This is a genomic window from Staphylococcus casei (assembly GCF_030294405.1).
Lineage (GTDB): Bacteria > Bacillota > Bacilli > Staphylococcales > Staphylococcaceae > Staphylococcus > Staphylococcus succinus.
This window is the reverse complement of sequence record NZ_CP125718.1, coordinates 569,380-594,689: the sequence shown is the minus strand read 5'-3', so window position 1 is coordinate 594,689 and position 25,310 is coordinate 569,380. Positions and strand designations below refer to the sequence as shown.

General features: G+C 33.2%; 26 protein-coding genes. 9 read left to right on the top strand and 17 right to left on the bottom strand.

Annotation, left to right across the window (positions count from 1 at the left end; translation table 11 throughout):
* Nucleotides 1–128: 128 nt before the first annotated feature.
* On the bottom strand, nucleotides 129–815 hold the full coding sequence (locus QMO72_RS02595) for a 2,3-diphosphoglycerate-dependent phosphoglycerate mutase (protein ID WP_103266998.1): 687 nt from the start codon (nucleotides 813–815) through the stop codon (nucleotides 129–131).
* 374 nt (nucleotides 816–1,189) lie between these two features.
* Between QMO72_RS02595 and QMO72_RS02590 the strand changes: the two genes are divergently transcribed.
* Nucleotides 1,190–1,564 (top strand): aggregation-promoting factor C-terminal-like domain-containing protein, encoded by a 375-nt coding sequence (locus tag QMO72_RS02590; protein WP_069822945.1) that lies wholly within the window; start codon nucleotides 1,190–1,192, stop codon nucleotides 1,562–1,564.
* Nucleotides 1,565–1,788: 224 nt separating this feature from the next.
* Here the strand turns inward: QMO72_RS02590 and QMO72_RS02585 are convergent, their stop codons facing one another.
* Nucleotides 1,789–2,658, bottom strand: coding sequence for a cation diffusion facilitator family transporter (locus QMO72_RS02585; RefSeq protein ID WP_103267000.1), 870 nt, complete (start codon nucleotides 2,656–2,658; stop codon nucleotides 1,789–1,791).
* A 194-nt stretch (nucleotides 2,659–2,852) separates the two neighbouring features.
* Nucleotides 2,853–3,233: a GtrA family protein gene (locus tag QMO72_RS02580; RefSeq protein ID WP_103267001.1), complete on the bottom strand. Its 381-nt coding sequence runs from the start codon at nucleotides 3,231–3,233 to the stop codon at nucleotides 2,853–2,855.
* A gap of 283 nt (nucleotides 3,234–3,516) precedes the next feature.
* Between QMO72_RS02580 and tcaB the strand changes: the two genes are divergently transcribed.
* Nucleotides 3,517–4,722, top strand: coding sequence for a putative multidrug effflux MFS transporter TcaB (gene tcaB / locus QMO72_RS02575; protein WP_103267003.1), 1,206 nt, complete (start codon nucleotides 3,517–3,519; stop codon nucleotides 4,720–4,722).
* A gap of 221 nt (nucleotides 4,723–4,943) precedes the next feature.
* The gene (locus QMO72_RS02570) at nucleotides 4,944–5,555 is read left to right on the top strand and encodes a C39 family peptidase (RefSeq protein ID WP_103267004.1); all 612 of its coding nucleotides are present in this window, start codon (nucleotides 4,944–4,946) and stop codon (nucleotides 5,553–5,555) included.
* A gap of 237 nt (nucleotides 5,556–5,792) precedes the next feature.
* On the opposite strand, the gene QMO72_RS02565 is transcribed toward QMO72_RS02570, so the two are convergent.
* Complete coding sequence (locus QMO72_RS02565; protein ID WP_103267006.1) at nucleotides 5,793–6,602, bottom strand: metallophosphoesterase; 810 nt, start codon at nucleotides 6,600–6,602, stop codon at nucleotides 5,793–5,795.
* A 198-nt stretch (nucleotides 6,603–6,800) separates the two neighbouring features.
* On the opposite strand from QMO72_RS02565, the gene QMO72_RS02560 reads away from it, so the two are divergent.
* Together QMO72_RS02560 and QMO72_RS02555 are read left to right on the top strand one after the other, a co-directional pair.
* Entirely contained in the window at nucleotides 6,801–8,822 is a 2,022-nt protein-coding gene (locus tag QMO72_RS02560; protein ID WP_103267007.1) for a cation:proton antiporter, read from the top strand.
* A gap of 285 nt (nucleotides 8,823–9,107) precedes the next feature.
* Nucleotides 9,108–9,608, top strand: coding sequence for a GNAT family N-acetyltransferase (locus tag QMO72_RS02555; RefSeq protein WP_069822952.1), 501 nt, complete (start codon nucleotides 9,108–9,110; stop codon nucleotides 9,606–9,608).
* Between the two features lie 82 nt (nucleotides 9,609–9,690).
* On the opposite strand, the gene pcp is transcribed toward QMO72_RS02555, so the two are convergent.
* The 3 genes from pcp to QMO72_RS02540 all read right to left on the bottom strand — a co-directional run bounded on the left by pcp (nucleotide 9,691) and on the right by QMO72_RS02540 (nucleotide 12,673).
* Nucleotides 9,691–10,332: a pyroglutamyl-peptidase I gene (gene pcp / locus QMO72_RS02550; RefSeq protein WP_103267009.1), complete on the bottom strand. Its 642-nt coding sequence runs from the start codon at nucleotides 10,330–10,332 to the stop codon at nucleotides 9,691–9,693.
* A gap of 142 nt (nucleotides 10,333–10,474) precedes the next feature.
* On the bottom strand, nucleotides 10,475–10,915 hold the full coding sequence (locus QMO72_RS02545) for a DUF805 domain-containing protein (RefSeq protein WP_103267010.1): 441 nt from the start codon (nucleotides 10,913–10,915) through the stop codon (nucleotides 10,475–10,477).
* A gap of 150 nt (nucleotides 10,916–11,065) precedes the next feature.
* Entirely contained in the window at nucleotides 11,066–12,673 is a 1,608-nt protein-coding gene (locus QMO72_RS02540; RefSeq protein ID WP_103267011.1) for a M20/M25/M40 family metallo-hydrolase, read from the bottom strand.
* A 279-nt stretch (nucleotides 12,674–12,952) separates the two neighbouring features.
* Between QMO72_RS02540 and QMO72_RS02535 the strand changes: the two genes are divergently transcribed.
* From QMO72_RS02535 to lrgB, 4 genes are all read left to right on the top strand, one after another.
* Nucleotides 12,953–14,710, top strand: a complete 1,758-nt coding sequence (locus tag QMO72_RS02535) for a sensor histidine kinase (protein WP_103267012.1) — start codon at nucleotides 12,953–12,955, stop codon at nucleotides 14,708–14,710.
* Nucleotides 14,707–15,471: a response regulator transcription factor LytR gene (locus QMO72_RS02530; protein WP_103267013.1), complete on the top strand. Its 765-nt coding sequence runs from the start codon at nucleotides 14,707–14,709 to the stop codon at nucleotides 15,469–15,471. The genes QMO72_RS02535 and QMO72_RS02530 overlap by 4 nt, the downstream gene beginning before the upstream one ends.
* 120 nt (nucleotides 15,472–15,591) lie before the next feature.
* Complete coding sequence (lrgA, locus tag QMO72_RS02525; protein WP_103267014.1) at nucleotides 15,592–16,035, top strand: antiholin-like murein hydrolase modulator LrgA; 444 nt, start codon at nucleotides 15,592–15,594, stop codon at nucleotides 16,033–16,035.
* Nucleotides 16,032–16,733, top strand: a complete 702-nt coding sequence (gene lrgB / locus QMO72_RS02520) for an antiholin-like protein LrgB (protein ID WP_103267015.1) — start codon at nucleotides 16,032–16,034, stop codon at nucleotides 16,731–16,733. The genes lrgA and lrgB overlap by 4 nt, the downstream gene beginning before the upstream one ends.
* Before the next feature lie 176 nt (nucleotides 16,734–16,909).
* Here lrgB and QMO72_RS02515 read toward each other — a convergent pair whose 3' ends face one another.
* From QMO72_RS02515 to QMO72_RS02470, 10 genes are all read right to left on the bottom strand, one after another.
* Entirely contained in the window at nucleotides 16,910–17,668 is a 759-nt protein-coding gene (locus QMO72_RS02515) for an alpha/beta hydrolase (protein WP_103267016.1), read from the bottom strand.
* 18 nt (nucleotides 17,669–17,686) lie between these two features.
* Nucleotides 17,687–18,379, bottom strand: a complete 693-nt coding sequence (locus QMO72_RS02510; protein ID WP_103267017.1) for an ABC transporter permease — start codon at nucleotides 18,377–18,379, stop codon at nucleotides 17,687–17,689.
* On the bottom strand, nucleotides 18,379–19,323 hold the full coding sequence (locus QMO72_RS02505) for an osmoprotectant ABC transporter substrate-binding protein (protein ID WP_103267018.1): 945 nt from the start codon (nucleotides 19,321–19,323) through the stop codon (nucleotides 18,379–18,381). The genes QMO72_RS02510 and QMO72_RS02505 overlap by 1 nt, the downstream gene beginning before the upstream one ends.
* A gap of 15 nt (nucleotides 19,324–19,338) precedes the next feature.
* Nucleotides 19,339–19,974, bottom strand: a complete 636-nt coding sequence (locus tag QMO72_RS02500) for an ABC transporter permease (RefSeq protein ID WP_103267019.1) — start codon at nucleotides 19,972–19,974, stop codon at nucleotides 19,339–19,341.
* Nucleotides 19,974–21,158 (bottom strand): betaine/proline/choline family ABC transporter ATP-binding protein, encoded by a 1,185-nt coding sequence (locus tag QMO72_RS02495; protein WP_103267020.1) that lies wholly within the window; start codon nucleotides 21,156–21,158, stop codon nucleotides 19,974–19,976. The genes QMO72_RS02500 and QMO72_RS02495 overlap by 1 nt, the downstream gene beginning before the upstream one ends.
* Nucleotides 21,159–21,447: 289 nt before the next feature.
* Nucleotides 21,448–21,921: a thioesterase family protein gene (locus QMO72_RS02490; protein ID WP_103267021.1), complete on the bottom strand. Its 474-nt coding sequence runs from the start codon at nucleotides 21,919–21,921 to the stop codon at nucleotides 21,448–21,450.
* A gap of 2 nt (nucleotides 21,922–21,923) precedes the next feature.
* On the bottom strand, nucleotides 21,924–22,889 hold the full coding sequence (locus QMO72_RS02485) for a 3-hydroxyacyl-CoA dehydrogenase NAD-binding domain-containing protein (RefSeq protein WP_103267022.1): 966 nt from the start codon (nucleotides 22,887–22,889) through the stop codon (nucleotides 21,924–21,926).
* Nucleotides 22,886–23,776: a beta-keto acid cleavage family enzyme gene (locus tag QMO72_RS02480; protein ID WP_103267023.1), complete on the bottom strand. Its 891-nt coding sequence runs from the start codon at nucleotides 23,774–23,776 to the stop codon at nucleotides 22,886–22,888. Before QMO72_RS02480 ends, QMO72_RS02485 begins: the two co-directional genes overlap by 4 nt.
* Nucleotides 23,777–23,949: 173 nt before the next feature.
* Nucleotides 23,950–24,495 carry a TetR/AcrR family transcriptional regulator gene (locus QMO72_RS02475; protein WP_069822966.1) on the bottom strand — a complete coding sequence of 182 codons (546 nt, stop codon included), beginning with the start codon at nucleotides 24,493–24,495 and terminating at the stop codon, nucleotides 23,950–23,952.
* A 137-nt stretch (nucleotides 24,496–24,632) separates the two neighbouring features.
* Nucleotides 24,633–25,229, bottom strand: a complete 597-nt coding sequence (locus QMO72_RS02470) for a YdeI/OmpD-associated family protein (protein WP_069822967.1) — start codon at nucleotides 25,227–25,229, stop codon at nucleotides 24,633–24,635.
* Nucleotides 25,230–25,310 lie beyond the last annotated feature (81 nt).

Genomic DNA, 25,310 nt, shown 5'->3' with positions numbered 1-25,310 from the left:
GCAACCTATTAGATTCTTTTTTGTACAACCTTTATATATCAATTTCAATGAATAACATATGTCTCTTGTCATAACAGGAAACTATAATGATATTTGTATGTTCTCAGACATTATAATATTCAATACTTTTATAAATAATATTTATCTATGACTTGTAAGTCATCAGTAAGTTCAAAAATTAATGGCGCCCCAGTCTTTATTTCATAACCAATGATCTCTTCATCAGATATATGTTCTAAATATTTAATAAGCGCACGTAAAGAGTTGCCATGTGCAGATACTAAGACCGTTTTACCATCTAATAATTGTTGTGATATTTGATCGTTCCAATATGGAATTACTCTGATTAATGTATCTTTCAAACTTTCTGATTCTGGCATAACTCTTCTATCGAGATGCTCATATTTTTTATCTTTTAAATAATCATTCCTTTGAGATTCACTTTGTTTAGGAGGTGCTACATCATAGGATCGTCTCCATATATGAACCTGTTCTTCACCAAATTTATCACGCGCATCATCTTTATTTAATCCTTGCAAACCGCCATAATGACGTTCATTTAATCGCCATGATTTTACAATTGGTATAAATAACTGATCAGATTCTGATAACAAATGATACGTCGTTTTAATTGCTCTAGCTAATAATGAAGTAAAAACAATATCAATCTCTATGCCTTGTTCTTTTAACTTTTTACCAGATGTTTTCGCTTCTGCTCTACCTTGATCTGATAAATCAACATCTGCCCATCCAGTAAATAAATTTCTTGCATTCCATTCACTTTGACCGTGACGACATAAAATTAATTTTGGCATACACTATCTTCCTTTCATTTCATTAAGTTTGTCACAACTTTTACAAACTCATTACAGTACAAAGGCTTCGCTTTGTTACTATAAATCCCTTTGCTAAGTCATTCCTCTCTTTTTCTATAGAAAGTACACATTAAAATTATAACAATTTACACTATTTTTTGAAATAATTGTATTCTTTTGTTCATAAATGAAGTCTTTTTTTTATTTTTCTGTAACCTATGTACTAATTTTTGATGTTATAGTTGTAAACGTTGAATTAAGAAAAACATGCAGCACTCATGACGCTTAGTACACATCACATGGTATGTGGCTAGAAAATTAAACCTGACTATCCACGCTTATGTATCAGGTAAATCTATTAGGAGGATTTTTTAATGAAAAAATTATTATTAGCATCTTTCGCATCAATCACTATTGCAGCAACTGGTTTCGGAGTAAGTTCTAATACACAAACAGCAGATGCTGCTGAAACAACACAAGAAGCTACACAATCAACAAGTGACGTTTACAGCCAATTTATTGAAGCTGGCGGAACTAAATCACTTTGGGACAATGTTGTAATGCCTGAATCAAGTGGTAACCCTGACGCTGTAAATGAATTAGGATATAAAGGCTTAGGGCAAACTAAAGAAGCATGGGGAACAGGTTCAGTAGAAGAACAAACTAAAGGTATGATTAATTATGCTGAAGAACGTTATGGCTCAATCGATGCAGCAGTAGATTTCCATATAGCTAACGGCTGGTGGTAAAATCAATGTTTAGTAGCTTACTACTGAACATCAATTACACTCAGAAACTAGTAACACCGCTTTACAAAAGACTGTCTACAAAGTTCATGGCTTTGTAGACAGTCTTTTGTGTATATTCTCTAAATGACTACTATGACTTATAGTTAGTTAATAAAATATAAAAAGCCAGACATTTACATGCCTAGCTTTTTATAACCTTCTTATATATGTGCGCTAATTCACTATCATTGAATAGACGCTGGCTCAGGGTGTACATAAACTGAAGAAATCCCCTTCTCATGCATATGTTGTTCGACAGCATCACATATATGATGCGCATCTTCTAACGAAAGATCTGATTCAACAACAATTGTTACATCAACAAATACGCTACTACCATGATAGCGCCCTTTAATATTTTGAACGTCTATGACATCTTCGATATCTAATACATAGTTTCTATATTCTTCTAACTCTTGTTCATTAAACCCATCACTTAACGTAAAGATAGATTCTTTAAAAATTCCAAAGCCTGTATATAAAATTAATAGTCCTAACATTGTCGCTAAAATCGTATCAATGATTGGTAATCCAAATTGAGTAAAAACTAAGCCGATTGCAGTACCAATACTGACGAGTGCATCTGATAAATTATCTTTTGCTGCTGAATTTAATGAGCTACTATTTGTTCGCTTGGCTAATCGTTGATTAATGAAAAATACACCAATCATGATGATCCCACTAATAACACTGACATAAATTGTAATAATGTTAGGGGTATGATGTTCATTTGTAAATATTCTAGGAAAATTCTCTATTACGACTTGAATACCAACAAACATGATGATGAATGAAACTAATAATGTTGAAATATTTTCAGACTTTAGGTGGCCATACGGATGGTTTTGATCTGCTGGCTTAATTGAGATTTTCAAACCAATAATCACCGCCATTGAAACGATAATATCAGTCATATTATTTAAGCTATCTGCTCGAACAGCCGCTGAATTATATAAATACCCTACAGTAAACTTAGCTATAGAGAGTATGATATAAACGAATAGACTTAGATATGCGCCCTTTTGAGCAATTTTTAAATTTTCAGTTTGTGACATGACCTGCGACCACCTTAATAGATATTGGATATATATTATGACCTATTGCAAGCATATTTACAATGATTTTTTATTAAAAAATTATTTAATATAATTGTTCTAATTATTTTTTAGCCTTTCCTAAAAATGATTATTAAATTGCACAAAAATTAAGAAGGGCGCCTCTTCAAATTTAAGATTCGACCCTTCTTACATTAATCTTTAAGTATATATTTGGATAACACAAATGTGATAGGAATTGTAATGATTAAGCCTACAAATGGTGCGACGACTGATGAAACGTGGAACCACTGTACAAAGATATATAATAACACTGTTTGAGTACCCATATTAATCACTTGTGTTAAAGGAAATTGAATAAACTTCCGCCAAGTTGGTGTTACTTTATATACAAAGTAGCAGTTTAAATAATATGAAATAATAAAACTAACAATAAAACCACTAATATGACTAACCAAATAATTTAACCCAAGTATTTTTAATAAGAATAAATAAATAATATAGTAATCGAGTGTATTAATACCCCCTACAATCACAAATTTTATAATCTCATAATGGGTTTTACTTAACTTCATACATTTACCCCTTTGCACTATGTTAAATATTAAAACTATGCCTTCACTGTAAATAACTAATGACAAATTAATTTGTCATTAGTTATTTACACGATACTTATATTACGCTTCATACTGTATCATAATATAGTATGAAATGTATGATTTAACTAAAAAGAAACCAATGAACCGAACATAAACAATCATTGCATTTCATAAATCATATGTAATAATTACTTAGTTACAAAGTAACTAAACATGGTTATAATAAAACATTAGAAGCATGAAAAAAGGAGAACATAATATGGACAAAACTTCCACACGTCAATTGCCTTTGATGGTCATCATCGTCTTAGGTATTATGACTACTTTTGGTCCTTTAACAATAGATATGTACGTTCCATCATTACCAAGTGTACAGAGTGATTTTAGTACCACTGCATCACAAGCGCAACTATCACTATCATTCGCTCTGATTGGTCTGGCAATTGGACAATTTATCTTTGGGCCATTATCAGATGCATTTGGACGTAAAAAAATTGCATTGATTATTATTGCTATATATGTGCTCACTTCATTTACAGCAATATTCACTTCTTCTATGTCACTTTTATTGATATTACGTTTGATTCAAGGATTGACAGGTGGTGGTGCAATTGTAATTGCTAAGGCGTCTATTGGTGACAAGCATAACGGCAAATCTTTAGCTAAAGGCCTAGCCTCACTATTAGTAGTAAATGGTATTATTACTATTATAGCACCACTACTTGGTGGTTATGCACTGAGTATTGCAAATTGGAAAGGCATTTTCCTGATACTAACTATCGTTAGTTTAGTTATATTTTTGTTTGCGTTATGGAAAATGGAAGAAACACATACACGAGATCTTTCAAAATTAAACTTCGGTGCGATTTTTAAAGATTTTGGTTATTTACTAAAGAAACCAACATTTATTATTCCTATGTTATTACAAGGTCTAACCTATGTAATGTTATTTAGTTTTTCTTCAGCTGCGCCGTTTATCACACAAAAAATTTACGACATGTCTGCTCAACAATTTAGTGTACTATTTGCGGTTAATGGTATCGGATTAATTATTATGAGTCAGTTAACTGCTAAGTTAGTAGAATATGTAAATCGCTATGTTTTACTCATTTGCCTTACACTTATACAAATTTCGGGTGTAATACTCATTATCTTTACTCTGACATTACATTTACCTATTTGGGTGTTAGTCATTGCATTCTTTTTAAACGTCTGTCCTGTAACAGGTATTGGGCCTTTAAGCTTTGCTTTAGCAATGGAGTCTCGTACTGGTGGTAGTGGTAATGCTTCAAGTTTACTTGGGCTTTTCCAATTCATACTAGGTGGTATTATGTCCCCACTTATAGGGATAAAAGGTGAATTTAACACTACACCTTACTTAGTCATTTTAATTATTACAACGCTATTAATTATCTTGTTGGAAATATCATTAAAGTTAATGAATAAAAATAATTTGGTACGTTAAAATAGCATAGAGTAAGTTTCAAAAGAGAGAGTATAGAGACTATAGCGTAGTCTCTATACTCTCTCTTTTTTATTAAGGTAAGTACTCAACTTAACTATTACGACCTGTTTATTTCTTTTAAGCATTTTAATATGTATATTCACTAAATAAATATATAATATAACCAATAAAAATAATGAAATACAACACATTTCATAAAATGAACTAGGGGTGACGACACCATGAGTCAATTAATTTTACCAGTAAAACCGATTAGTCAACTTTTCCCAATACCTATGGTTATGGGATGCGAAGGCGTATCTGCTGCCATGATTCTACAATTCAACCAACATGCAATCCCAGCCACTGAAATTATGAAACATTGGCCTAAACATAAGAACAACCCATATAAAGGATACGTTGGACATCATCTCTGGGTTAAATGGGGGCATCATCAAACAATATTCCCTACAGCTTTAGTTCCTCATCTCAAACAATACAATAAACATATCCTAGATAGTACAGGACAATCTTTATCAGAATTATGTCAGGTTATTGATCATGGTCAACCCATTGTTATCTACCATACTGTTTTAGGTCAACGTCCTTATAAGCGTATATTTAAATTAGATGAACAACCCACTAAACTTGTATCGAATATCCATGTAACTGTTTTAATTGGTTATGACGCGAACTACTATTATTATATTGATCCTTTATGGTCACATATTGGAAAATCAATTGTTTTACCAGCCTTCATACCGAATAAATACCAGGTCATTAAAATTAGAAAATCTAAGTTAGAAGCAAGCTACAATGCGCCAGGACAAATGAGTTTTCATATTCAGCCGTAATACTTAATTTAGGCTTTAAATAACATGATTCCAATCTCATCACACGTTTTTTAATGACACACAAAAATTAAGACACTAGCCTTTCGTTTTCAATTAAATTCATAATATACATTTCAGCGCACTTAAAATTATAGGTCCCCTACTGAGTTAACTATGGAAAGTTGATTTACCAATATAGCAACAAGGATTCATCTTCATAACATCCTTGTTGTTTATATGTTGTATTCACGCACTTACTTATAATGAAAAACTATACAATGCATGATTGATTTCTTGCTCAATGTTAGAAGTACGCCATTCCCGTTGGTAACCTAAACAAGGGCATATATATGTTGTGCCGTTTTCTTTAAATGTATTCCTAAAATGAACATGACCCATAATACTATAACGAATATCATACTGCTGATATATCTGATCAAAATCAGATGTTCCAATAAATGCATTAAAGTAATCAAATATTCTGTGCGGTGTGGGTACAGCAAACCTAGGGTGCGTCACAATATGAGTCATAAGAATTACTTTCTTGTCTTTAACTTGCTCAATATCTTTAGTCGCTTGTCTTGCCGCTATATTTGATAACTTTCGGTCTTCCATGGGCCAATCAATCTTCACCTTGTCTTGCCAAGTAGCGCCATAATACTTTCGACGTGCCACTCGTTCAAGTGAAAACTTTGGATTAGCATAGGTATAGTCATACCATCCTGTATTACCAACAATAGCCCATTCATCATTGATTACATAAGGCTTCCCTATGAGACACGCATCCATTTGTAGATAAAAATCTAAAATTTCTGCAGAAGTCACACCCGTTTCCGTTGCCCAAAAATCATGGTTTCCTGGAATAAATAGTACTTTAATTTGCATTTCATACTCAATGTACTTTACAAATTGGTTAGTCAACTTGTAATTATTTGAAATGTCTCCAGCAATCAATAATAAATCTATATGACGTTGATATAATACATTAATTAAAACGTTCTGATAATCTTCAGGTGTTAAAGTATTATGTCTATCAATATGTAAATCTGAAATCACGCCTATTTCCATTAGTTATCACATTCCTCTTTTTTTATAACAATGTCATTATCACATAATTACTTATTACTTAAGAAATAATGCGCTTATATATTATATTAAGCACTATTAAAGTCATTTTCTTTTTATTTACCTTATAAGAAAAACTACTGTCTATGCGATTTATATAATGGTAAAATAGAACAAACAAAATTATATTGAGGAGTATTTATGTTATTATTAGAAGCATTTTTAATTTTCATCATTGCTGTCATTATCAGCTCAATCATACATAATAAATTCCCTAAAATACCTATGGCTTTTGTACAAATTGCACTTGGTGTCTGTGTTTACATTCTCCCCATACCTATCCATTTTGAATTTGATTCAGAAGTGTTTATGATGGCTGTCATTGCGCCATTACTATTTGTTGAAGGCACCCATGTATCACGCACAAAGTTATTAGAATATCGCAAACCTATTATTCTGATGGCAATGGCTTTAGTATTTACGACTGTTATAGGCGTAGGTTACTTTATTCATTGGTTTTGGCCTGAATTACCTATGCCTGCTGCTTTTGCAATTGCAGCAATCCTATGTCCAACTGATGCAGTAGCCGTTCAAGCCATTACAAAAGGTAAAATATTGCCTAAAGGTTCTATGAATATTCTTGAAGGTGAATCATTACTAAATGATGCAGCTGGTATCATTTCTTTCAAAATCGCAGTTACAGCGTTAGTAACCGGTACTTTTTCTGCTTTTCAAGCTATTGAACAATTTATCATTTCAACGATGATCGGTATACTTATCGGTGCAATTTTTGGTTTTGTAATAGTTCGATTACGCATTTATTTATCTATGCATAAAGGTCTCAAAGATAGTAATACAATGATATTCATACAACTATTAACACCTTTCGTTGTATATCTTATCGCCGAAGTTTTTCACGCATCAGGGATTATCGCAGTAGTTGTAGCTGGACTCATGCATGGCTTTGAACGTGATCGTTTGATTCGAGCGCAGACTGAACTTCAAATGAACTATAACCAGATATGGAGTACTTTGAGTTATGCACTTAATGGCTTTGTTTTTGTTGTATTAGGTTTTATCGTTCCTAAAGTTGTAGCTGAAATCATCAAAGAAGAACCACAAAACATTAAATTTTTAATTATTACTACGCTTTTAATTGCATTAGCCATATATGTTTTTCGTTTTATATGGATATTCATTCTATTTAAACAATTTTATTATCCAAATAATATCCAATCCTATCTTAACGATGAACAAGAAATACCGCCTAAGCGTGCACACTATGCGTTTATCATGACCATGTGTGGTATTCACGGTACAATTTCGCTTTCTATGGCCTTAACTTTACCAACATTATTGTCGCAAAATCAGCCATTTGAATTTAAAAATGATTTATTATTTATTGCTTCGCTGATGGTGCTTATTAGCTTGGTATCTGCACAGATTATCTTGCCGTTAATTACACCATCAGAACGTAAAGTGACTACATCGACAATGAGTTACCCTGTAGCCAAAATATATATCGTTGAAAATGTCATCTCACATTTTAAATCGTTATCTAAAAAGGAGCAAACAACAGATTATAATGCTGTGATTTCAGAATACTTTGATGAAATGTTCTTCTTACTACAGATGACACCTGAAAATGAAAATTCTAAAGAAGTAAAACGCTTAGAAGATTTAGCTAATGAAATAGAAACTGAGACTTTAGAAAAATTAATCGCTCAAAATAAAATAGATAGACAAACGATTTTAAATTATCGTTCTGCATTAGAAGCATCTAGACAATATCAAGAATCAACCGCACTTCATAAATTTAATATTGTCATTAAAATGCTAGTCTTACGCCTAAGAGCAAAACGCCGTTCAAATATAACTAAATTTCAACAATATAAATCAAACTTCCAAGAAGTAAAAAAGGTAATGCGTATTGTACATCATAATGTTACATTACGTATAAAAGCCGAACAAACAAACGACAATGTTTTAGAAGTAAGTATCGTCCTTAATCAGTATTATAATCGCCTTAGATCAATTAGAAAGAATCAGAACAAACGCTTCCAAACATCTGATTCAACTACAGTTGACCTTAAGTTAGAAGGGTTATATTTACAAAGAAAACATTTAGATGAACTTATTCGTAACAAACAAATTGATGCATCTATTGCTGCTCAAATAAGAGAAAATATTAATTACAATGAAATTATAGTTACAACAGAATAACCAGAAATCGTTGTTCCATGCTTAGTATTTTTTAGCATTGGTGCAACGATTTTTATATACCTGAAATTTCATCTATTTTATTATTTCAAACATGCATTCAATTGCATTCTGTTTATATTTGATAAAGGCTGTATTGGAGTGAATTTTTGATGTGCCTTATATAAATCATAGTTTCATTCGGCATATACTTTCAATCAATAAATTACTTAGAATGATTTTAAAAATTGTTTTTCCAAAATTATTGATGCTATAATAAAATCAATTTAGTATGTAAGGGGGCTGTTTATGGAATTCACAATTAGAGAGCTGACAGAAAAAGATAAACATAGTAAAGCCATTGTCCATTATGAAAGTTGGTTAGAGACTTATAATCATATTTCTGTCAATGATTACTTAGAAAATCTTGATAAAGAACAGTTTATAAAAAAATCCTCCTTACATGATGTGCCTACCCTAGTCGCTGTCGTAGACAATGAAGTTGTTGGATTTATTTCTTATGGTAAGACGCATAACTATACTGCATCTGATAATTGGAGTGAAATTTATGCTTTATATCTATTAGAAGAATATCAACACCATATGATTGGTTTTGCGTTAACACAGCGTGCACTTGAATTATCTTATCCAGATAATGTTACACTTTGGGTTGTAGAAGAAAATGAAAATGCAATCCAATTCTATGAACAAGTTGGATTTAAACAAACAAATCAAAAGGAACCTGTTTACTTCGGGAAATTATATAATGAAGTACGTATGAATTATGTACGTATAGAGCATGATTATTAAGAGACGCACGCCGTGATTTCATACGACGTGCGTTTTGTTATAGATTCGACTTGTTTATTGACTCAGGTACAAAGCTAAAATATTATTGAATTTCACCTAAAGGCTTCTTTATATCTTTATCTGTATCTACTATCGTTGCTATCGCTGCTTTTAATCCTCTTACCATCATTTCTAATGACATGGACGGTTGATTCGCTTTGTCCACAACCTGTTCAGGGATAAACGGGACATGGATAAAACCAAATTTCATCTTAGGATATTGGGTATCTTGTAAGAAGCCTAGCTGATATAAAATGTGATTACATACAAAAGTACCAGCTGTATTGGATAAACGTGCAGGTATACCTTGTGCTTTAATCGCTGCTGTCATACTTTTTACTGGTAAATTTGAAAAATATGCTTGTGCTCCGGTAATTTGTATCACTTCATCAATTGGTTGATTTCCTTCATTATCTGGTATACGTGCATCGTCAATATTTATAGCTATGCGCTCAGGTGTGATTTCAAATCTACCACCTGCTTGACCAACTACTAATACAATATCATATTCTTTTTGCTGCAATTTCACTTCAATGACTGTTTTACTTTTATGAAATACAGTAGGTATCTCTAGTTTATCTATAACACTCCCATTAATTTCTTTCGGCAATAATTTTAAGATTTCCCTAGCCGGATTCATCTGTTCATCACCAAATGGATCGAATCCTGCAACTAATATATTCATATTAATTTCATCCTCCTTAAATATGAAAATGGAAGTATTCATTCCTATCAACGAATACTTCCACATTTACTAACATTTAGTAGCGGCCATTATTTAGATACTAACCTTTGAAAGATTACAGTATTAATGTATGTAACCATATTTATAACCATTTTAATTGTTCATCAGACACATGACGTGAAGGTAACAACGCTATTACTATGAGTATCAGGGTACAAATCACTGAAATAATATTTAATGTAATCGCAATACCATTAATTTGACTGATATCAAAACCAATATCTACTAGTATGGATGTAACAATTAATATAATGGCAGATATTCTTTTTCTACCGGCATCATAGAAGCGACGTAAAGTCACAGCAAACATAGGTACTAATATAGCTATAACAAACATTCCTACCAAAGCAGACAAGATCACTCCTATAATAAATGACCCTGCTATAAAACTAAAAATACCAATCACGGCGATAATGAACAGACCAATAATATGAATTAATACTGGCGTCCAAAATTCTAATCGATTCGATTTACCTTGAAAATCTATGTATCTTTTCCAAAATTCCTTATACGCCTTTAACATATTGCAACCACTCCATTTTCTTTGTTGTGGACATTGCCATGCATTTTATATTCACTAATATATCGTAATACCCTTTAGATTAAAATCCATGCACAATAATATATATTTTCACAAACTGTAATATATTATTAATAGCTGTTCACGATTTAACTAAGTTTCATCTATAAAACTTTTTATAATCTGCTCTAAAACTATAGGTAGTTCTTCAAAAGCACTTTGTTTATGCAAACGTTCACTCACTTTATGTGCGTCTTTACCAATTGGCCCGCATAATAATGTGGGTGCGCTTATCTTTTGCATTGATTCAAAAGGTATTGTGTAGGTTTGATTAAAATTTGGTGCATTTTGACTATAGGTTGCCATTTGTTCTATGTTCCCATCAAATTTCAAATAACTTGAATCACTGATACCATTAAAGTAATGGATACGTTGACTCTCACGATTAAATTGGTTTCGTAAAGTTTGATGCACAATTGCAATAGTATCCTCAATCCGCGCGTCATAAGAAGCATTTACTGCAGGATAATACGGTGTAGCAAAAAATGTTACAACGGCTGGTGCAATATCTCTACATAATTGCATTAAAGCATCAACTACATTAACACTTTGCATATGTAATGCTTGCGTGTGTTGTATCGCTTTGTCAATTTGTTGCTTTACATACTGTTCCCCATACTGTTTAATCGCATATTGTTTTAATTGATTGTACGTTAGGACATTAATTTTTGTATCGAATTGTATGTTCTCTTCTTCTAAAATCGTTAACCAGTCACTTTCACAACGTTCTACAGCCCGAATCACATTATCAATAAATTGTCTAAATAATTCATCTGGTATTTTTTTAAATAAAAACATATTAAAGAACCCTATTGTTCGAAAAGGCGTTTGTACATCATATGTCGCCTTTTTATCTCGCGTTACTAGTGAAACGGGAACAGGCGTCGCTTCATCTTCAAAATACTCTTTAAACGCGATATTATATTCTATAGCTTGAGTAATATAACTCATCATAAAGTTGGAGCTTAGCCCTTCAAGTGGATTACCTACATGTGTTTCTTTTCCATAACATAATACACCAGGCATGATTTTTCCTATAGAGCCTGAATATGTATAATGCTTTTCATCTGAACCTGCTTGTTGAAACGTCGGTTCACTATTTAAATGTAACTGGAAGTCCAATTGATAACGCGCTTTTAATTCGGCAATTGTTTCTATCGCTTTTCTCATCCCCGAAGAATTGACCTCTTCATCAGGCACTGTAACTAGTATTAAGTTAACATCCCATGCCTCGAGGCTAGCACGTTCAATTAACGATAGATGTAACATTAATCCGGCTTTCATATCCATTGTGCCTCGGCCAAATAGATACGTGTCATCATTCAAATCTTTACTAGCTTGTTCATTTAAATAACTATCATTTTGTTTGAATAAAGCTGTTAATGCATCCGTATCAAATGCTTCAGCAGAAAAATAGCCATAATCCTCCACACTTACCGTGTCATAATGACTGATTAAAGTAATCGTTTTAGTTGAAGTATGTGCCTTATAAAATGCGACTACCGCCTCTTTATCATCTTCCGTTTGAACCATTTGTATATGAGACTTATGTGTTTGAAAATATGTAAGTTGTAATAATAGTTGCTTTATAAAACTAGGAAATGTTAACTCACCTTCTGTATTAGTAACTGTTTGGTGCTTTACTAAACGATTTAATAAAGCTGCTCTATCTTCGTATGATTGCCATAATGTTTTTGTCACTCAACGACCCCCTTGATGTAAGCGTTATCTAAATTATAATACAGGATCCTTTTATAACCAATCGATTCATTGTAATTTTAAATATAACTTGTAATTTATGCTATATCACTTTGTTATTTTTTTCAATTAGTATTAGTCTTCACTTAATTGTTTCTATAAAGCATAACTGCAATCATTAAGGTCATATTATCGTCATTAATGATTATCATTAATAAACTATTTAAAAAAAGAAGTCTGCTGTATAATAATATAAACAATCTATTTAAAAAGGTGTCTATCATGTTAAATTTATTTATTTTATTACTTGAGCGAGTAGGACTGATTATTTTAATCGCCTATATCCTCATGAATATCAACCATTTCAAAACAATGATGAATGAAAGAGATAAACGCCATGCGCAATGGCAACTTATCATCATTTTTGGCTGCTTTTCTATGCTTTCAAATTTCACTGGTATTCAAATTCAAGGTGATCAAGTGATTAATGGGGCCGTATACAATCATTTAAACCCTGATGCTTCATTAGCAAATACACGTGTGTTAACAATTGGGGTTTCTGGTTTAATTGGCGGACCGATTGTAGCATTAGCCGTAGCTATTATTTCTGGTCTCTATCGTGTATATATCGGGGGTGCCGATGCTTATATCTATTTAATTTCTTCTATTATTATTGCCCTCGTATCTGGATACTTTGGCCATAAAGCTATGCGTGAACGTCGCTATCCTACAATTTTCAAAGGTGCACTCATTGGAGGTACTACCGAAGTCATCCAAATGCTTTGTATACTCATATTTTCAAACAATACTGAGCATGCTTGGAATTTAGTAAAATTAATTGCACTTCCAATGATTTCAATTAACTCAATTGGTACTGCAATCTTTTTATCTATTATCTTATCAACCATTAAAAAAGAAGAAGAAACACGAGCGATACAAACACATGATGTTTTACAATTAGCAAATCAAACACTCCCCTACTTCCGGTCTGGTTTAAATGAACAATCAGCTAAACAAGCTGCTGAAATCATTCTAAACCTTATGCAAGTTTCAGCTGTCGCTATTACAAACCGTAAAGATATACTAACTCACGTAGGTGTAGCTAGTGATCATCATGTTGCTCAAAAACAAATCATTACTAACCTATCAAAAAAAGCAATTCAAAGTGGTACGCTTAAAGAAGCTTATTCCAGCGAAGAAATTGGTTGTAATCATCCAGGTTGCCCATTACAAGCTGCCATCGTCGTCCCTTTACATGTAAAAAATGAAGTTGCTGGAACTTTAAAATTGTATTTCACTGACAAAAATGATGTCACTTTTTCAGATAAACAACTTGCTACTGGACTTGCTGATATATTTTCAAGTCAACTCGAACTCGGTAAAGCCGAAACACAAAGTGCCTTAATTCGTGATGCAGAAATAAAGTCCCTGCAAGCACAAGTTAATCCTCATTTCTTTTTTAATGCGATCAATACAATTTCTGCTTTAGTCAGAATTGATAGTGAAAAAGCACGAGAATTACTTTTACAATTAAGTCAATTTTTCCGGTCTAACCTCCAAGGCGCCCGTAATAATACAATCTCTTTAGAAAAAGAACTACAACAAGTCAGTTCTTACCTATCATTAGAACAAGCACGCTATCCAAATCGTTTTGATGTTGATTTCGAAATAGAATCGTCTTGCTATGATGCACTCGTACCACCGTTTGCAATTCAAATACTGGTAGAAAATGCCATCAAGCATGCTTTTAAAAATCGTAAACACGATAATAAAATACTCGTTAAAGCGATTAAAAATGAAAATGGCATACAAATATCTGTTTCTGATAACGGATTAGGTATTCCAAAAGACAAACTGAATATACTTGGTAAAACAAGTGTATATTCAGACTCTGGTACAGGCAGCGCTTTAGAAAATTTAAACCGCAGATTAGATGGCTTATTTGGTTTAACTGCAAAACTCAAAATTGATTCTAACCAACTGGGCACAAATGTGAGTTATACTATTCCATATTATACTTCTGAGGAGGATAACAATTGAAAACTATCATTGTCGATGACGAACCGTTAGCGCGTAATGAACTCCGCTATTTATTGAATAAAATACGCACATTCGAAGCTATAGATGAAGCTGAAAATGTAGCTGAAACCTTAGAATTACTTTTGTATGAGGATTACGATGTGATCTTTTTAGATATAAATTTGATGGATGAGAGTGGATTAGATCTCGCTAAAAAAATAAAAAAAATGAAGCATTCGCCTTATATTATTTTTGCAACAGCACACGATACATTTGCAGTTAAAGCTTTTGAATTAGACGCCATTGACTATATATTAAAGCCATTTGAATTACAGCGTATTACACAAGCCATTCATAAAGTAGAGATTGCTCTAGAAACACACGCTGTTAAAAATAATAATATCGAGCTATCGCATAACGCACAGACACACACTGACAGTATTGAATCCCCTCAAGCTGTATTACCCATTGAAGTTAACGAACGTATTCACATTATTAATCTTGAAGATATTATTGCAATTTCTGTAAATAATGGTATAACCACGATACACACTAAAACGGAAGATTTTGAAACAAATGAACCACTTAGTCAGTATGAAAAGCGTATTTCTAACCACCAATTTATGCGTATACATCGTGCAACGCTTATTAACAAAGTACATATTCTAACGATTGAGCATTGGTTTAATTATACGTATCAACTCACTATGACTAATCAATTAAAATTTCAAGTCAGTCGCTCTTATATGAAACCATTCAAACAAGATATGGGATTATCTTGATTTTCACATTCTAATTTATGCATTTCAGCGATAACGTCTAGTAAGTCACTTTAAAACCACACATAAGTAATCGCTTTCATTTTATAATTGACCCAAGATCACTACGGGAGGGAATTTATTATGGAAGCTAAAAACTTACAAGATACAGAAAATAAACAACAATCAAAAACATATCATTTTTTCCACCAAGCACTAGTAATAGCAGTCATATTGTTTATCTCAAATATTATTGAAAGCTTTATGCCAATTCCAATGCCCGCTTCAGTAATAGGGTTAGTGCTACTGTTCATAGCACTTTGTACAGGAATTATTAAACTAGGTGAAGTCGAAAAAGTCGGAACAACTTTAACAAATAATATTGGGTTCTTATTCGTACCTGCAGGTATATCAGTCATTAATTCACTTGGTGTTTTAAGTACGAGTCCAATACTCATTATTTTATTAATCATTATTTCAACACTATTGTTGCTATTATGTACAGGATTCTTTTCTCAAATGCTTATTACTAAATCCTTTATTCCCAGAAAAAAAACACACAAAGGACTTGCGGAGGATAAAATATGATTGAACATTTAGCGATTAACACACCCTATTTTGGTATTTTACTATCATTAATACCTTTTATTATTGCGACTTTTTTATTCAAAAAAACAAAAGGATTCTTCCTATTCACACCATTATTTGTATCTATGGTCGTAGGTATTGCATTTCTAAAATTAACTGGAATCGATTATGCAAATTATAAAATTGGTGGAGACATCATTAATTTCTTCTTGGAACCAGCAACAATTTGTTTTGCTATTCCATTATATAAAAGACGTGATGTTTTAAAAAAATATTGGAAACAAGTACTTGGAGGTATTACACTTGGTACAACAGCAGCGTTAATTTGCATTTATTTAATAGCAGAAGCATTTCAATTTTCTAATGGTATTATTGCATCTATGTTACCTCAAGGTGCGACAACTGCTATCGCACTACCTGTTTCAGCAGACATCGGTGGCATTAAAGAATTAACTTCATTAGCTGTTATATTAAACGGCGTAATTATTTACGCTCTCGGCACAAAGTTAATCAAATTATTTAATATTACCAATCCTATTGCGCGTGGTCTTGCACTCGGTACCAGTGGACATTCCCTTGGTGTATCATCTGCGCAAGAATTCGGTGAAACCGAAGCATCAATGGCATCCATTTCATTAGTCATCGTAGGTGTGATTGTCGTAGTTGTTGCCCCTATACTCGCAACTTTATTATTGTAATTATATGATACAAATCACTACCTTGATATATAGGCAATGATTTGTATCAGCACTTTAACTATATAGCCTAAAGTTATTTCGTATCATAATATAATAAAAAGCCTCATGCTTTATCGGTATATTGTTGTGTACCAATGGCATGAGGCTTTTTATTATATCTATTCAGTTAGCGTTAATTACGCTACAAACCACTCAATTGCACGTTGAATAGCTTGATCCCAATAAGCATAATCATGGTTACCAGGTCCATCTTCAAATTGATATGTTATCCCTTTACTATCTAAATAATTGATAAATTGTTTATTATCTTCATAGAGCATATCTTCTGTACCACACATAATAAGTAACTCAGGGATGCTTTTATCTTTATTTATAGCTTCATCGACTAAATAATAAGGATCTAGTTCTGTCCCCTTCGTTGTTTTATCAACATCTGCAATAGCTTGCCCTGAAAAATCATGCCAATCAATATCCATGAATGCTTGTGCATTAAATACAGATGACAGTGGGCAAGCTTTAGCAAAACGATGGCCTTGAGTTAAAGCATATTTTATCGTTCCATATCCACCCATTGAGTGTCCTGCAATAAAATTATCTTCTCTTGCATGTGATAATGGTAAAATTTGATGTGCATAATCCAACACTTCCAACACATAGTCAAAGTATTTATGACCAAATGCCATATTACTATAACCACTATGGTCAGCATTTGGCATAATCACTGCAATTTGATGATCATTAGCATAACGTTCAATACTTGTATAGCGCATATATGATGTTTCGTCACTTGATAAGCCATGTAATAATAACATGGTTTTTAATTGTTTAGGTTCCTTATCAGTATTAAAGTAACTTATATCTTCTGGTAATATTGCTATAAATTGATGATTCATACCTATCGTTTTCGACTTATAATTGATAGTTAACATTGCCATATCATTTCACTACTTTCATCATTGATTAATCCCTTGAGGTTTATGCTTTTGTTTTTTCTGAGATTTAGTTGTGGGATCTAATCGTTTTTCTAAAAATCTTAACCCAACATCTATTAGAATTGCAATTAATGCGATTGGTATTGCCCCTGCTAAAATAAACGTCGTCCCATCAGTAGCATTCGTTCCTCGAATTACAATATCGCCTAATGTTGGTGCACCTATAAATGAACCAACAGCTACAACGCCGATAGCTACAACAAGTGCAATTCTTAAACCACCTAAAATTACAGACAAAGATAATGGTAATTCAATCATACGCAGTACCTGATTGCGTGTCATCCCCATACCTTTACCAGCATCTTTGATATTTTCATCTACGCCGACAATACCAGTAAAAGTATTTTTAATAATCGGGAGTAATGCATATAAGAACACTGTTACCACTACTGTGGTAGGACCTAACCCCATAACTAACATTAAAATCGCTAGCATTGCAATGACCGGTACTGTTTGTATAATATTAGCAATAGTAATAATTATCCAGGATAATTTTGAGTATCTAGCAATAAGAATTCCTAGGGGTATGCCGACAATTGCTGCAAACAACACACCATATATTGACATGAGTAAATGTTTAATGAATAGTTCCCATAGGTAGCCAAAGTTCATTGAATAATATTCGACCAATTGTTGTAATAAGTTACCCTCCATTAGTTTTGACCACCTTTCTTATTATTTTCGAAATAATTATGTGCTTTCAAGAATTTTTCAGCAACGACAGCAGGTTCTTGACCTTCGCCATCCGCTTGATAGTTGAGCTTTTGCATTTCTTTTGTGGAAATTTGATTGTGTAATTTATTAATGGTTGATTTTAAACTTGGATGTTTTTTTAATAACGCATTAGTTGCCACTGCACTAGCATCATATGGCGGGAAAAATCGTCTATCATCTTTGAGTACTTTTAAATCATATGCAGCGATTCGCCCATCTGTTGAGTAACCAACTGCAACATCTAAGTTTTTAGAATTTAACGCATCATACACCAATCCAATTTGCATCGGACGTACTGTATTAAAGTCAAAGCCATAGTCTTTTGTAAATCCAGGATAACCATCACCTTCTCGATTTAACCATGAACTATCCACGCCAAGTTTCAATTCCTTGCTATACGCTTTTAAATCTGAAACTGTTTTTAAATGATATTTTTTCGCAGTTTCTTTAGTAACCATAAATGCATATGTATTTGCAAAACCATATGAGTTAAAAAACGTCTGATCAAATTTATTTTGGAAGCCTTTTTGTGTTACTTGCATTGCCTTTTTCGGATCCTTAATTGGTTTTTCTTTTAATGCTCCTGTTAAATCGGTACCATTGTAACGTGTACCCGACATATTTGCATCTCCATTTACTAAGGCATTGTGCTGAATGGTACTTGAACCTAAATTATTAATTAACGTTGGTTTCATTTTACCTTGTGTGTCATGTTCTATAAGTAATCTCAACATATGAGACATAATTTGAGATTCACTTGTTGCAACTGCTGTTATTTTAACTTCATCTTCTGAAGCATTTCCACCTAATCCGGGTAGGCTACACCCAGATAATACAGTCAGACACAGTACAAGCACGATGCAATACTGTTTTATATTCTTCATAATGTCCTCCTTAGATTATCTAGATACCTTTAGCCCTTTAGGCACAGCCCATTTTTCTACGATTGATAGTAACACATCAACAATTAAGGCTAATGCCGTTACTAATACTGCTGCACTTACAATCATTAATGGATCATATAAATTCAACCCATTGAATACAAAGTCTCCTAACCCACCAGCACCGACATAGCTGGCAAGCGTTGCCCAGCTTATAACATAAACTGACGACAAACGAATACCACCTAATATTAGCGGTAAGGCTAACGGTAATTCTACATCTTTCATTAATTGGAAGCGTGTCATCCCCATGCTCATGCCCGCTTCTTTAATATTACTATCAATATTACGCACCCCTAATACTGTGTTATTTAATATTGGGAGTAATACATAAATAAATAGCGCTACAATTGCAGGTACCTTGCCAACACCAAATATCGGAATCATTACAGCTAAGACAGCTAACGTAGGAATTGTTTGAAGTACGCCGGCAAGTGTAAGTACGATATTTGAAGTTCTTTTCATTTTAGATAACAAAATACCTAACGGCACCGCAACTACGATAGCGATGAGTAAAGCGATAATCGAGATATAAAAATGTTCAATTGTTTTAGATATCAATTGGCCGCCATATTGCTCTAAGAAATCCTTCATTACTTATCAGCTCCCACATTTTTGGGCTCTACTATTCCATCTGCATTCATATTATCGTTATCATCGATTTCTCCCCAAATACTGTCATAAACAATATCTACTAAGTTTGCTCTTGTTACTAACCCGATTAACGTTTCTTCATCGCTATCTACAACGGGTACGTTCCTTACATTTCGTTTTAGTATTGTGCGCACTGAATCTTGCAACTTACTATCTATTCTCACTCGATAAATATCACGTTGCATGGTATCTATAAGTTCTTTGTTGGCACGTAAACCTTGATTGATATCTTCGATGTCTAAATAACCAAGTAATTTACTATTATTATCCACTACAAAAATGGTATCTACACGGCGATCTCTCATAATTTTAACCGCTTCGTTTAAAGTATAATCTGCATTCACTGTCACCGGCTTAATCATTGCGTCTTTAACTGTCCGCATATTGGGGCGATCTTGAATCAATCTATTTTGCCCTATAAAATCACGTACAAAATCATTTTTAGGATGTCGTAAAATATTGTCTGGTGTATCAAATTGAACAACACTGCCTTCTGACATAATACATATTTTATCGGCAAGTTTTATCGCTTCATCCATGTCATGTGTTACAAAGATAAACGTTTTACCTAATTTTCTTTGTAATGCTTTAACCAAATCTTGTAAAGTATCTCTTGTGATAGGATCTAGCGCACCAAAAGGTTCATCCATAAGAATAATATCTTGTTCTGCGGCTAAGGCTCTCACTACACCAATACGTTGTTGCTGTCCTCCTGAAAGTTGAGAAGGATAGCGGTCTAAAAATTCTTCAGGTAAATCTACAAGTTTAATTAATTCTTTAGCTTTTTTTTCTTTCTTTTCTTGTGACCATTTTAATAATTTCGGTACTAATACAATGTTTTCTCTAATTGTCATATGAGGCATTAAACCTATTTGTTGAATAACGTAACCAATTTTTCTGCGTAACTCTACTGGATTTAATTTTCGGACATCTTCTCCATTGATTGATATTTGTCCTTCTGTAGCTTCAATCATTCTATTTATCATTCGTAGTGCAGTCGTTTTACCGCTACCACTAGTTCCTATAAATGCTATAAATTCACCAGATTCAATATCTAATGAAATATTGTCTACAGCTTTCTTCCCACCACCGTAGACTTTAGTTAAATTTTCAATATGTAACATGACTCAATTCCTTTCTATGTAAACAATTCATTATAAAAGTAAGGACTACCTGTGGATGTCATACAAATCCTAAAATAAGTAAAAACATGAGCACAAATAGCCCTACTTTATTCCTGTCTCTCTAAAAAAATCAAAGCATAATATGGATATATATAGTTAGTGTTTTATTACCCTATATATATTAAGATACATTAACTAATAACAACAAACAATTTATAACTATAAAGTTTGTTTATTAACCTATTAAATAACGTTCAATATTTAATAATTTAATATATAATTAGAAATGTTATTTATGATTGATACCAATTGGATGGCCTAGTTCTTTAGGTTTTTCATTTATCAAAGTTATTTTCGCATAATCCTCGATATTATCTTTAAGTACACTCGGAAAAGCATCTGCCTTGTTAATTGCTGTATTAATACCCATAAGCATTACTTCATACGTAGCACAGCGTTCTTGGTTTTCATCTCTTAATACCATAAATAAATGTAAACGTTTAGCATCATAATCATAAATAGATACATGTACATTAATAGCTTCTTTCACTTTAATTTCTTTTAAATACATGACATGATTCTCTAATGTATAGATTGTATATTGCATCTTTCGTATATTACCTTTATCTAGTCCTAAATAAGCTAACCATGCATCTGTAGCATCACTGAACACACGATGATATTCAGCATCGTTCATATGGCCGTTATGATCTACCCACTCTGATTTTACTATTGCTTGATATTGAAATTGTAAATAGTCCATATTTAATAACCCACATAACTTGAACTTTTCTTCATTGTTGCCGTTTCTTGTGGCCAATAAGTTTCAGCTAATTTTTTCACTTTCACTAAAAATTCATTACGTTTTTGGTCTAATTCTGACATCGTTTTACCTTGAGATGATGATTCACATCCATTAACAACTTCATTATATAAATCTTGAGTTAATTCAGGTGCAACTAATTTCGTCCATGGTTTTTTCAATGCAGGGCCAAACTGTTTGAGCATGTGCCTCATACCACCTTCACCACCAGCAAGATGGAATGTCATAAATGGCCCATATTGTGCATAACGCAAGCCTGCACCATGCGTAAATGCTTTGTCTACTTCTTCAGTCGTAGCGATACCTTCATTAACTATATGTAGCGCTTCTCTCCATAATGCTTCCATCAATCGATCAGCAATATGACCTTCTATTTCATGTCTAACATGTAGTACATCCATACCTATACTTTCATAGACATGTTCAGCTCGAACTGTTGTTGTTTCAGTTGTTAAAGATCCTGGAACAATCTCTACAAGTGGCAGAATATAAACTGGATGAAAAGGATGCGCTACAATTAAACGTTCAGGATATTTTAAATACTTCTGCAATTCCGATGGTTTGATTCCTGATGTACTTGAACCTATAGTAGCATCTGGACGCGCATATAAATCGATCTCTCTTAAAACTTTGTCTTTAATTGATTCAACTTCTGGTACATTTTCTTGAATATGATCTGCATCCTTAACTGCCTCTTCTAGATAAGGTGTAAACGTTAAATTACCTATAGATGCACCTTCTGCTAGACCTAATTGTTCAGCATACGGCCAGTTCTGTTTTACCTGCTTCAACATGCTTTCATATGCACCTTCACTCGTATCTGTTGCTATAACATCATGTCCATGTGCTAGCATACGTGTAATCCAGCCACTACCTATAACTCCGGTACCTACAACAGCGAATTTCATATACTTCCTCCTTTTGGATCTCTAAGTTGGTATTTTATACGTGCTTCTGCCGGTGTCATCGGTTCAATATTCATTTTTTTTAGTATTTGTACTGCTTTTTCAACTAATTGTTCATTAGTTGCTTTAACACCTTGTGATAGATATAAATTATCTTCGAGACCTACTCTTACGTTTCCCCCACGCATCGCTGCTTGTTCTACAGTTGGAAATTGCATTCTTCCAATACCAAATGCTGACCATTCTGCATTTTCAGGTATACGTGTTTTAAAATATTCGATGGTTTCTGGATCATTTTCAGCGCCCCATGGAATACCTAAACAGAATTGGAATAGCGGTGTACCTTCAATAAGTCCTTCATTTATCAATTGTTTTGCAAAAGAAATATGACCACTATCAAAGCACTCTAGTTCTGGTTTAACCCCTGCATCCTTGACCAATTGAGCTTGTTTCCTCAACCAATCTGCAGGACTCAAATAAATAGCATCGCCCATATTGACGCTGCCACAATCTAATGTACACATTTCAGGTAATAACGTACCAACTGGTTCATGTCGCTCATCAGGGGTTTGCATATCGGATCCTTTTTCTGCTTTATAGGGATCTTCGAGGCTTGGAATAAAATCTCCGCCTCCACCTGATGTAATATTAATAATGATATCTTCATCTGCTTCTCTAATTAGTCTTACTGCTTCTCTAAAAAACTCCACATCATGACTAATCCCCCCTGTTTTTGGGTCTCTCGCATGAATATGTGCTACAGTAGCGCCAGCCTTTGCGCATTTAATTGCAGAATCAGCAATTTCTCGAGGCGTGATAGGTACATTTTTATTTTTTTCAACCGTATCTCCAGCACCTGTTAAAGCTGCTGTTAGCATAACTTTTTTCATTGATATAAACCTCCAAGAGAGTTTTTAATACATCGGTTAGTGTACCAACTGGACGGTTTAGTTTCAAGTCCTTAAAAATTTAAAAAAAAGAATAATCAACTTTAACTTGTTGATTATTCCTATACTATTGCACCTTATAATGTATTTTATTTTTTATAATTCTTTTTATATTTTTAATTATTTGAATGATCTGTATAAGTTGTTAGACGGTCTAACACTTGTGCCCTCATAGACTCATCAAGTGCATCCAATCCAAAAATTTCCGATAACCATAAACCATCTACCGCCAACCTAATTATCGTAGCATCAACCTTATCAAGACCGTCATGCTCAATTCTGTCTTGCCATGTCTTATAAGTGTCTTGCAATGGTAATAATAATTGACTATTAATGCCTTGCGCTGCAAGCATCCCTGAAGTTATAGACGCATTTTCTGAACGATGTTCCCGTGTCGCTTCAATAAATGCCCGTACCCATTTACCTTGTTCTTGTGGATCTTTTTGCACACGATGATCCACATTACTTCTATACAATTCATCAGCATGATCAACGAGTCCTTGTACTAATGTTAATTTATTTTTAAAATGATACAGTAATCCGCCTTTACTAACCCCAGCTTTCTTAGCAACTGCATCCAAAGTTAAGTATTCACTACCTTGCTCATTGACAATTGCGGCGGCTGCTTCAAGTAATTGTGTTCGCTTAGAAACTCTTGGCATACGTACACCTTCCTTTCAATTTCCTAGTCATCTAGAAATTTATTTATTCGAGCAAACTATATATGATAAAGTACCACGTTGCAACTTATCTTTTTTACCACTCGTCTATACACGTTGTATTAACAAGTGTTTAACGTTTATTTATCCTTCAAGCCTTTTCCATCTAAAATATGTGTTACATACTTTTCTACGCGTTGTTCTCGTGTAGTCGCTCTTTTAGCCTGTCCAATATAAAACATGTACTGCCGTTGTCTTCCAGGCGTTAACTGATTAAATGCTTCTTTCAGTTCAGGCATAGTTTCGAGTTTCGCTTGCAACTCATCTGGCATAGCATAATCTTCTGTTTGTTTCATAGGTACTTGTTTTCCAGATTGTTCTATACGTATGGCTTCGTCTAGATACCACTTAATTTCATCTTTGCGTCGCTCTATTTCTTCTAAATTTTTAAATCTCAATTGTCTAGCAGCTTGTACATTTTTGGTTTGTTGGATCAATGATTCATAAGGATCATCCATAATTGCTCCTTTTTCAAATAATAAAGCACAGTAATGTTTAAAATCTTGGACAATTACAACATTTTTATTTTCAAAAGTATAGCATGGATGCATCCACTTATAATCTTCGATTAATTCTGTTTTCTGAATGATTGTTCTCAGTGTTTTGAACTCCTCTTGCCATTGCTTTAACCGCTCTATAAAAGCATCTACCTTTACATGATGTTGTTGATTCGCCATTAAATATCCCACCTTTTCATTTTATTTATATTTACCCTCATTTTACTATGATTCTCTTTTATTTATCTATGTATATGAGGT

Bases quoted from the DNA above. Each gene is read 5' to 3' on its own strand.
- QMO72_RS02570 (WP_103267004.1), top strand. From the start codon at position 4,944: ATGAGTCAATTAATTTTACCAGTAAAACCGATTAGTCAACTTTTCCCA.
- lrgA (WP_103267014.1), top strand. From the start codon at position 15,592: ATGGAAGCTAAAAACTTACAAGATACAGAAAATAAACAACAATCAAAA.
- pcp (WP_103267009.1), bottom strand. From the start codon at position 10,332: ATGAATATATTAGTTGCAGGATTCGATCCATTTGGTGATGAACAGATG.
- lrgB (WP_103267015.1), top strand. From the start codon at position 16,032: ATGATTGAACATTTAGCGATTAACACACCCTATTTTGGTATTTTACTA.
- QMO72_RS02490 (WP_103267021.1), bottom strand. From the start codon at position 21,921: ATGGACTATTTACAATTTCAATATCAAGCAATAGTAAAATCAGAGTGG.
- QMO72_RS02500 (WP_103267019.1), bottom strand. From the start codon at position 19,974: ATGAAGGATTTCTTAGAGCAATATGGCGGCCAATTGATATCTAAAACA.
- QMO72_RS02475 (WP_069822966.1), bottom strand. From the start codon at position 24,495: ATGCCAAGAGTTTCTAAGCGAACACAATTACTTGAAGCAGCCGCCGCA.
- QMO72_RS02485 (WP_103267022.1), bottom strand. From the start codon at position 22,889: ATGAAATTCGCTGTTGTAGGTACCGGAGTTATAGGTAGTGGCTGGATT.
- QMO72_RS02580 (WP_103267001.1), bottom strand. From the start codon at position 3,233: ATGAAGTTAAGTAAAACCCATTATGAGATTATAAAATTTGTGATTGTA.
- QMO72_RS02515 (WP_103267016.1), bottom strand. From the start codon at position 17,668: ATGGCAATGTTAACTATCAATTATAAGTCGAAAACGATAGGTATGAAT.
- QMO72_RS02510 (WP_103267017.1), bottom strand. From the start codon at position 18,379: ATGGAGGGTAACTTATTACAACAATTGGTCGAATATTATTCAATGAAC.
- QMO72_RS02545 (WP_103267010.1), bottom strand. From the start codon at position 10,915: ATGTTAAAGGCGTATAAGGAATTTTGGAAAAGATACATAGATTTTCAA.
- QMO72_RS02565 (WP_103267006.1), bottom strand. From the start codon at position 6,602: ATGGAAATAGGCGTGATTTCAGATTTACATATTGATAGACATAATACT.
- QMO72_RS02505 (WP_103267018.1), bottom strand. From the start codon at position 19,323: ATGAAGAATATAAAACAGTATTGCATCGTGCTTGTACTGTGTCTGACT.
- QMO72_RS02585 (WP_103267000.1), bottom strand. From the start codon at position 2,658: ATGTCACAAACTGAAAATTTAAAAATTGCTCAAAAGGGCGCATATCTA.
- QMO72_RS02560 (WP_103267007.1), top strand. From the start codon at position 6,801: ATGTTATTATTAGAAGCATTTTTAATTTTCATCATTGCTGTCATTATC.
- QMO72_RS02480 (WP_103267023.1), bottom strand. From the start codon at position 23,776: ATGAAAAAAGTTATGCTAACAGCAGCTTTAACAGGTGCTGGAGATACG.
- QMO72_RS02535 (WP_103267012.1), top strand. From the start codon at position 12,953: ATGTTAAATTTATTTATTTTATTACTTGAGCGAGTAGGACTGATTATT.
- tcaB (WP_103267003.1), top strand. From the start codon at position 3,517: ATGGACAAAACTTCCACACGTCAATTGCCTTTGATGGTCATCATCGTC.
- QMO72_RS02470 (WP_069822967.1), bottom strand. From the start codon at position 25,229: ATGGCGAATCAACAACATCATGTAAAGGTAGATGCTTTTATAGAGCGG.
- QMO72_RS02555 (WP_069822952.1), top strand. From the start codon at position 9,108: ATGGAATTCACAATTAGAGAGCTGACAGAAAAAGATAAACATAGTAAA.
- QMO72_RS02495 (WP_103267020.1), bottom strand. From the start codon at position 21,158: ATGTTACATATTGAAAATTTAACTAAAGTCTACGGTGGTGGGAAGAAA.
- QMO72_RS02590 (WP_069822945.1), top strand. From the start codon at position 1,190: ATGAAAAAATTATTATTAGCATCTTTCGCATCAATCACTATTGCAGCA.
- QMO72_RS02595 (WP_103266998.1), bottom strand. From the start codon at position 815: ATGCCAAAATTAATTTTATGTCGTCACGGTCAAAGTGAATGGAATGCA.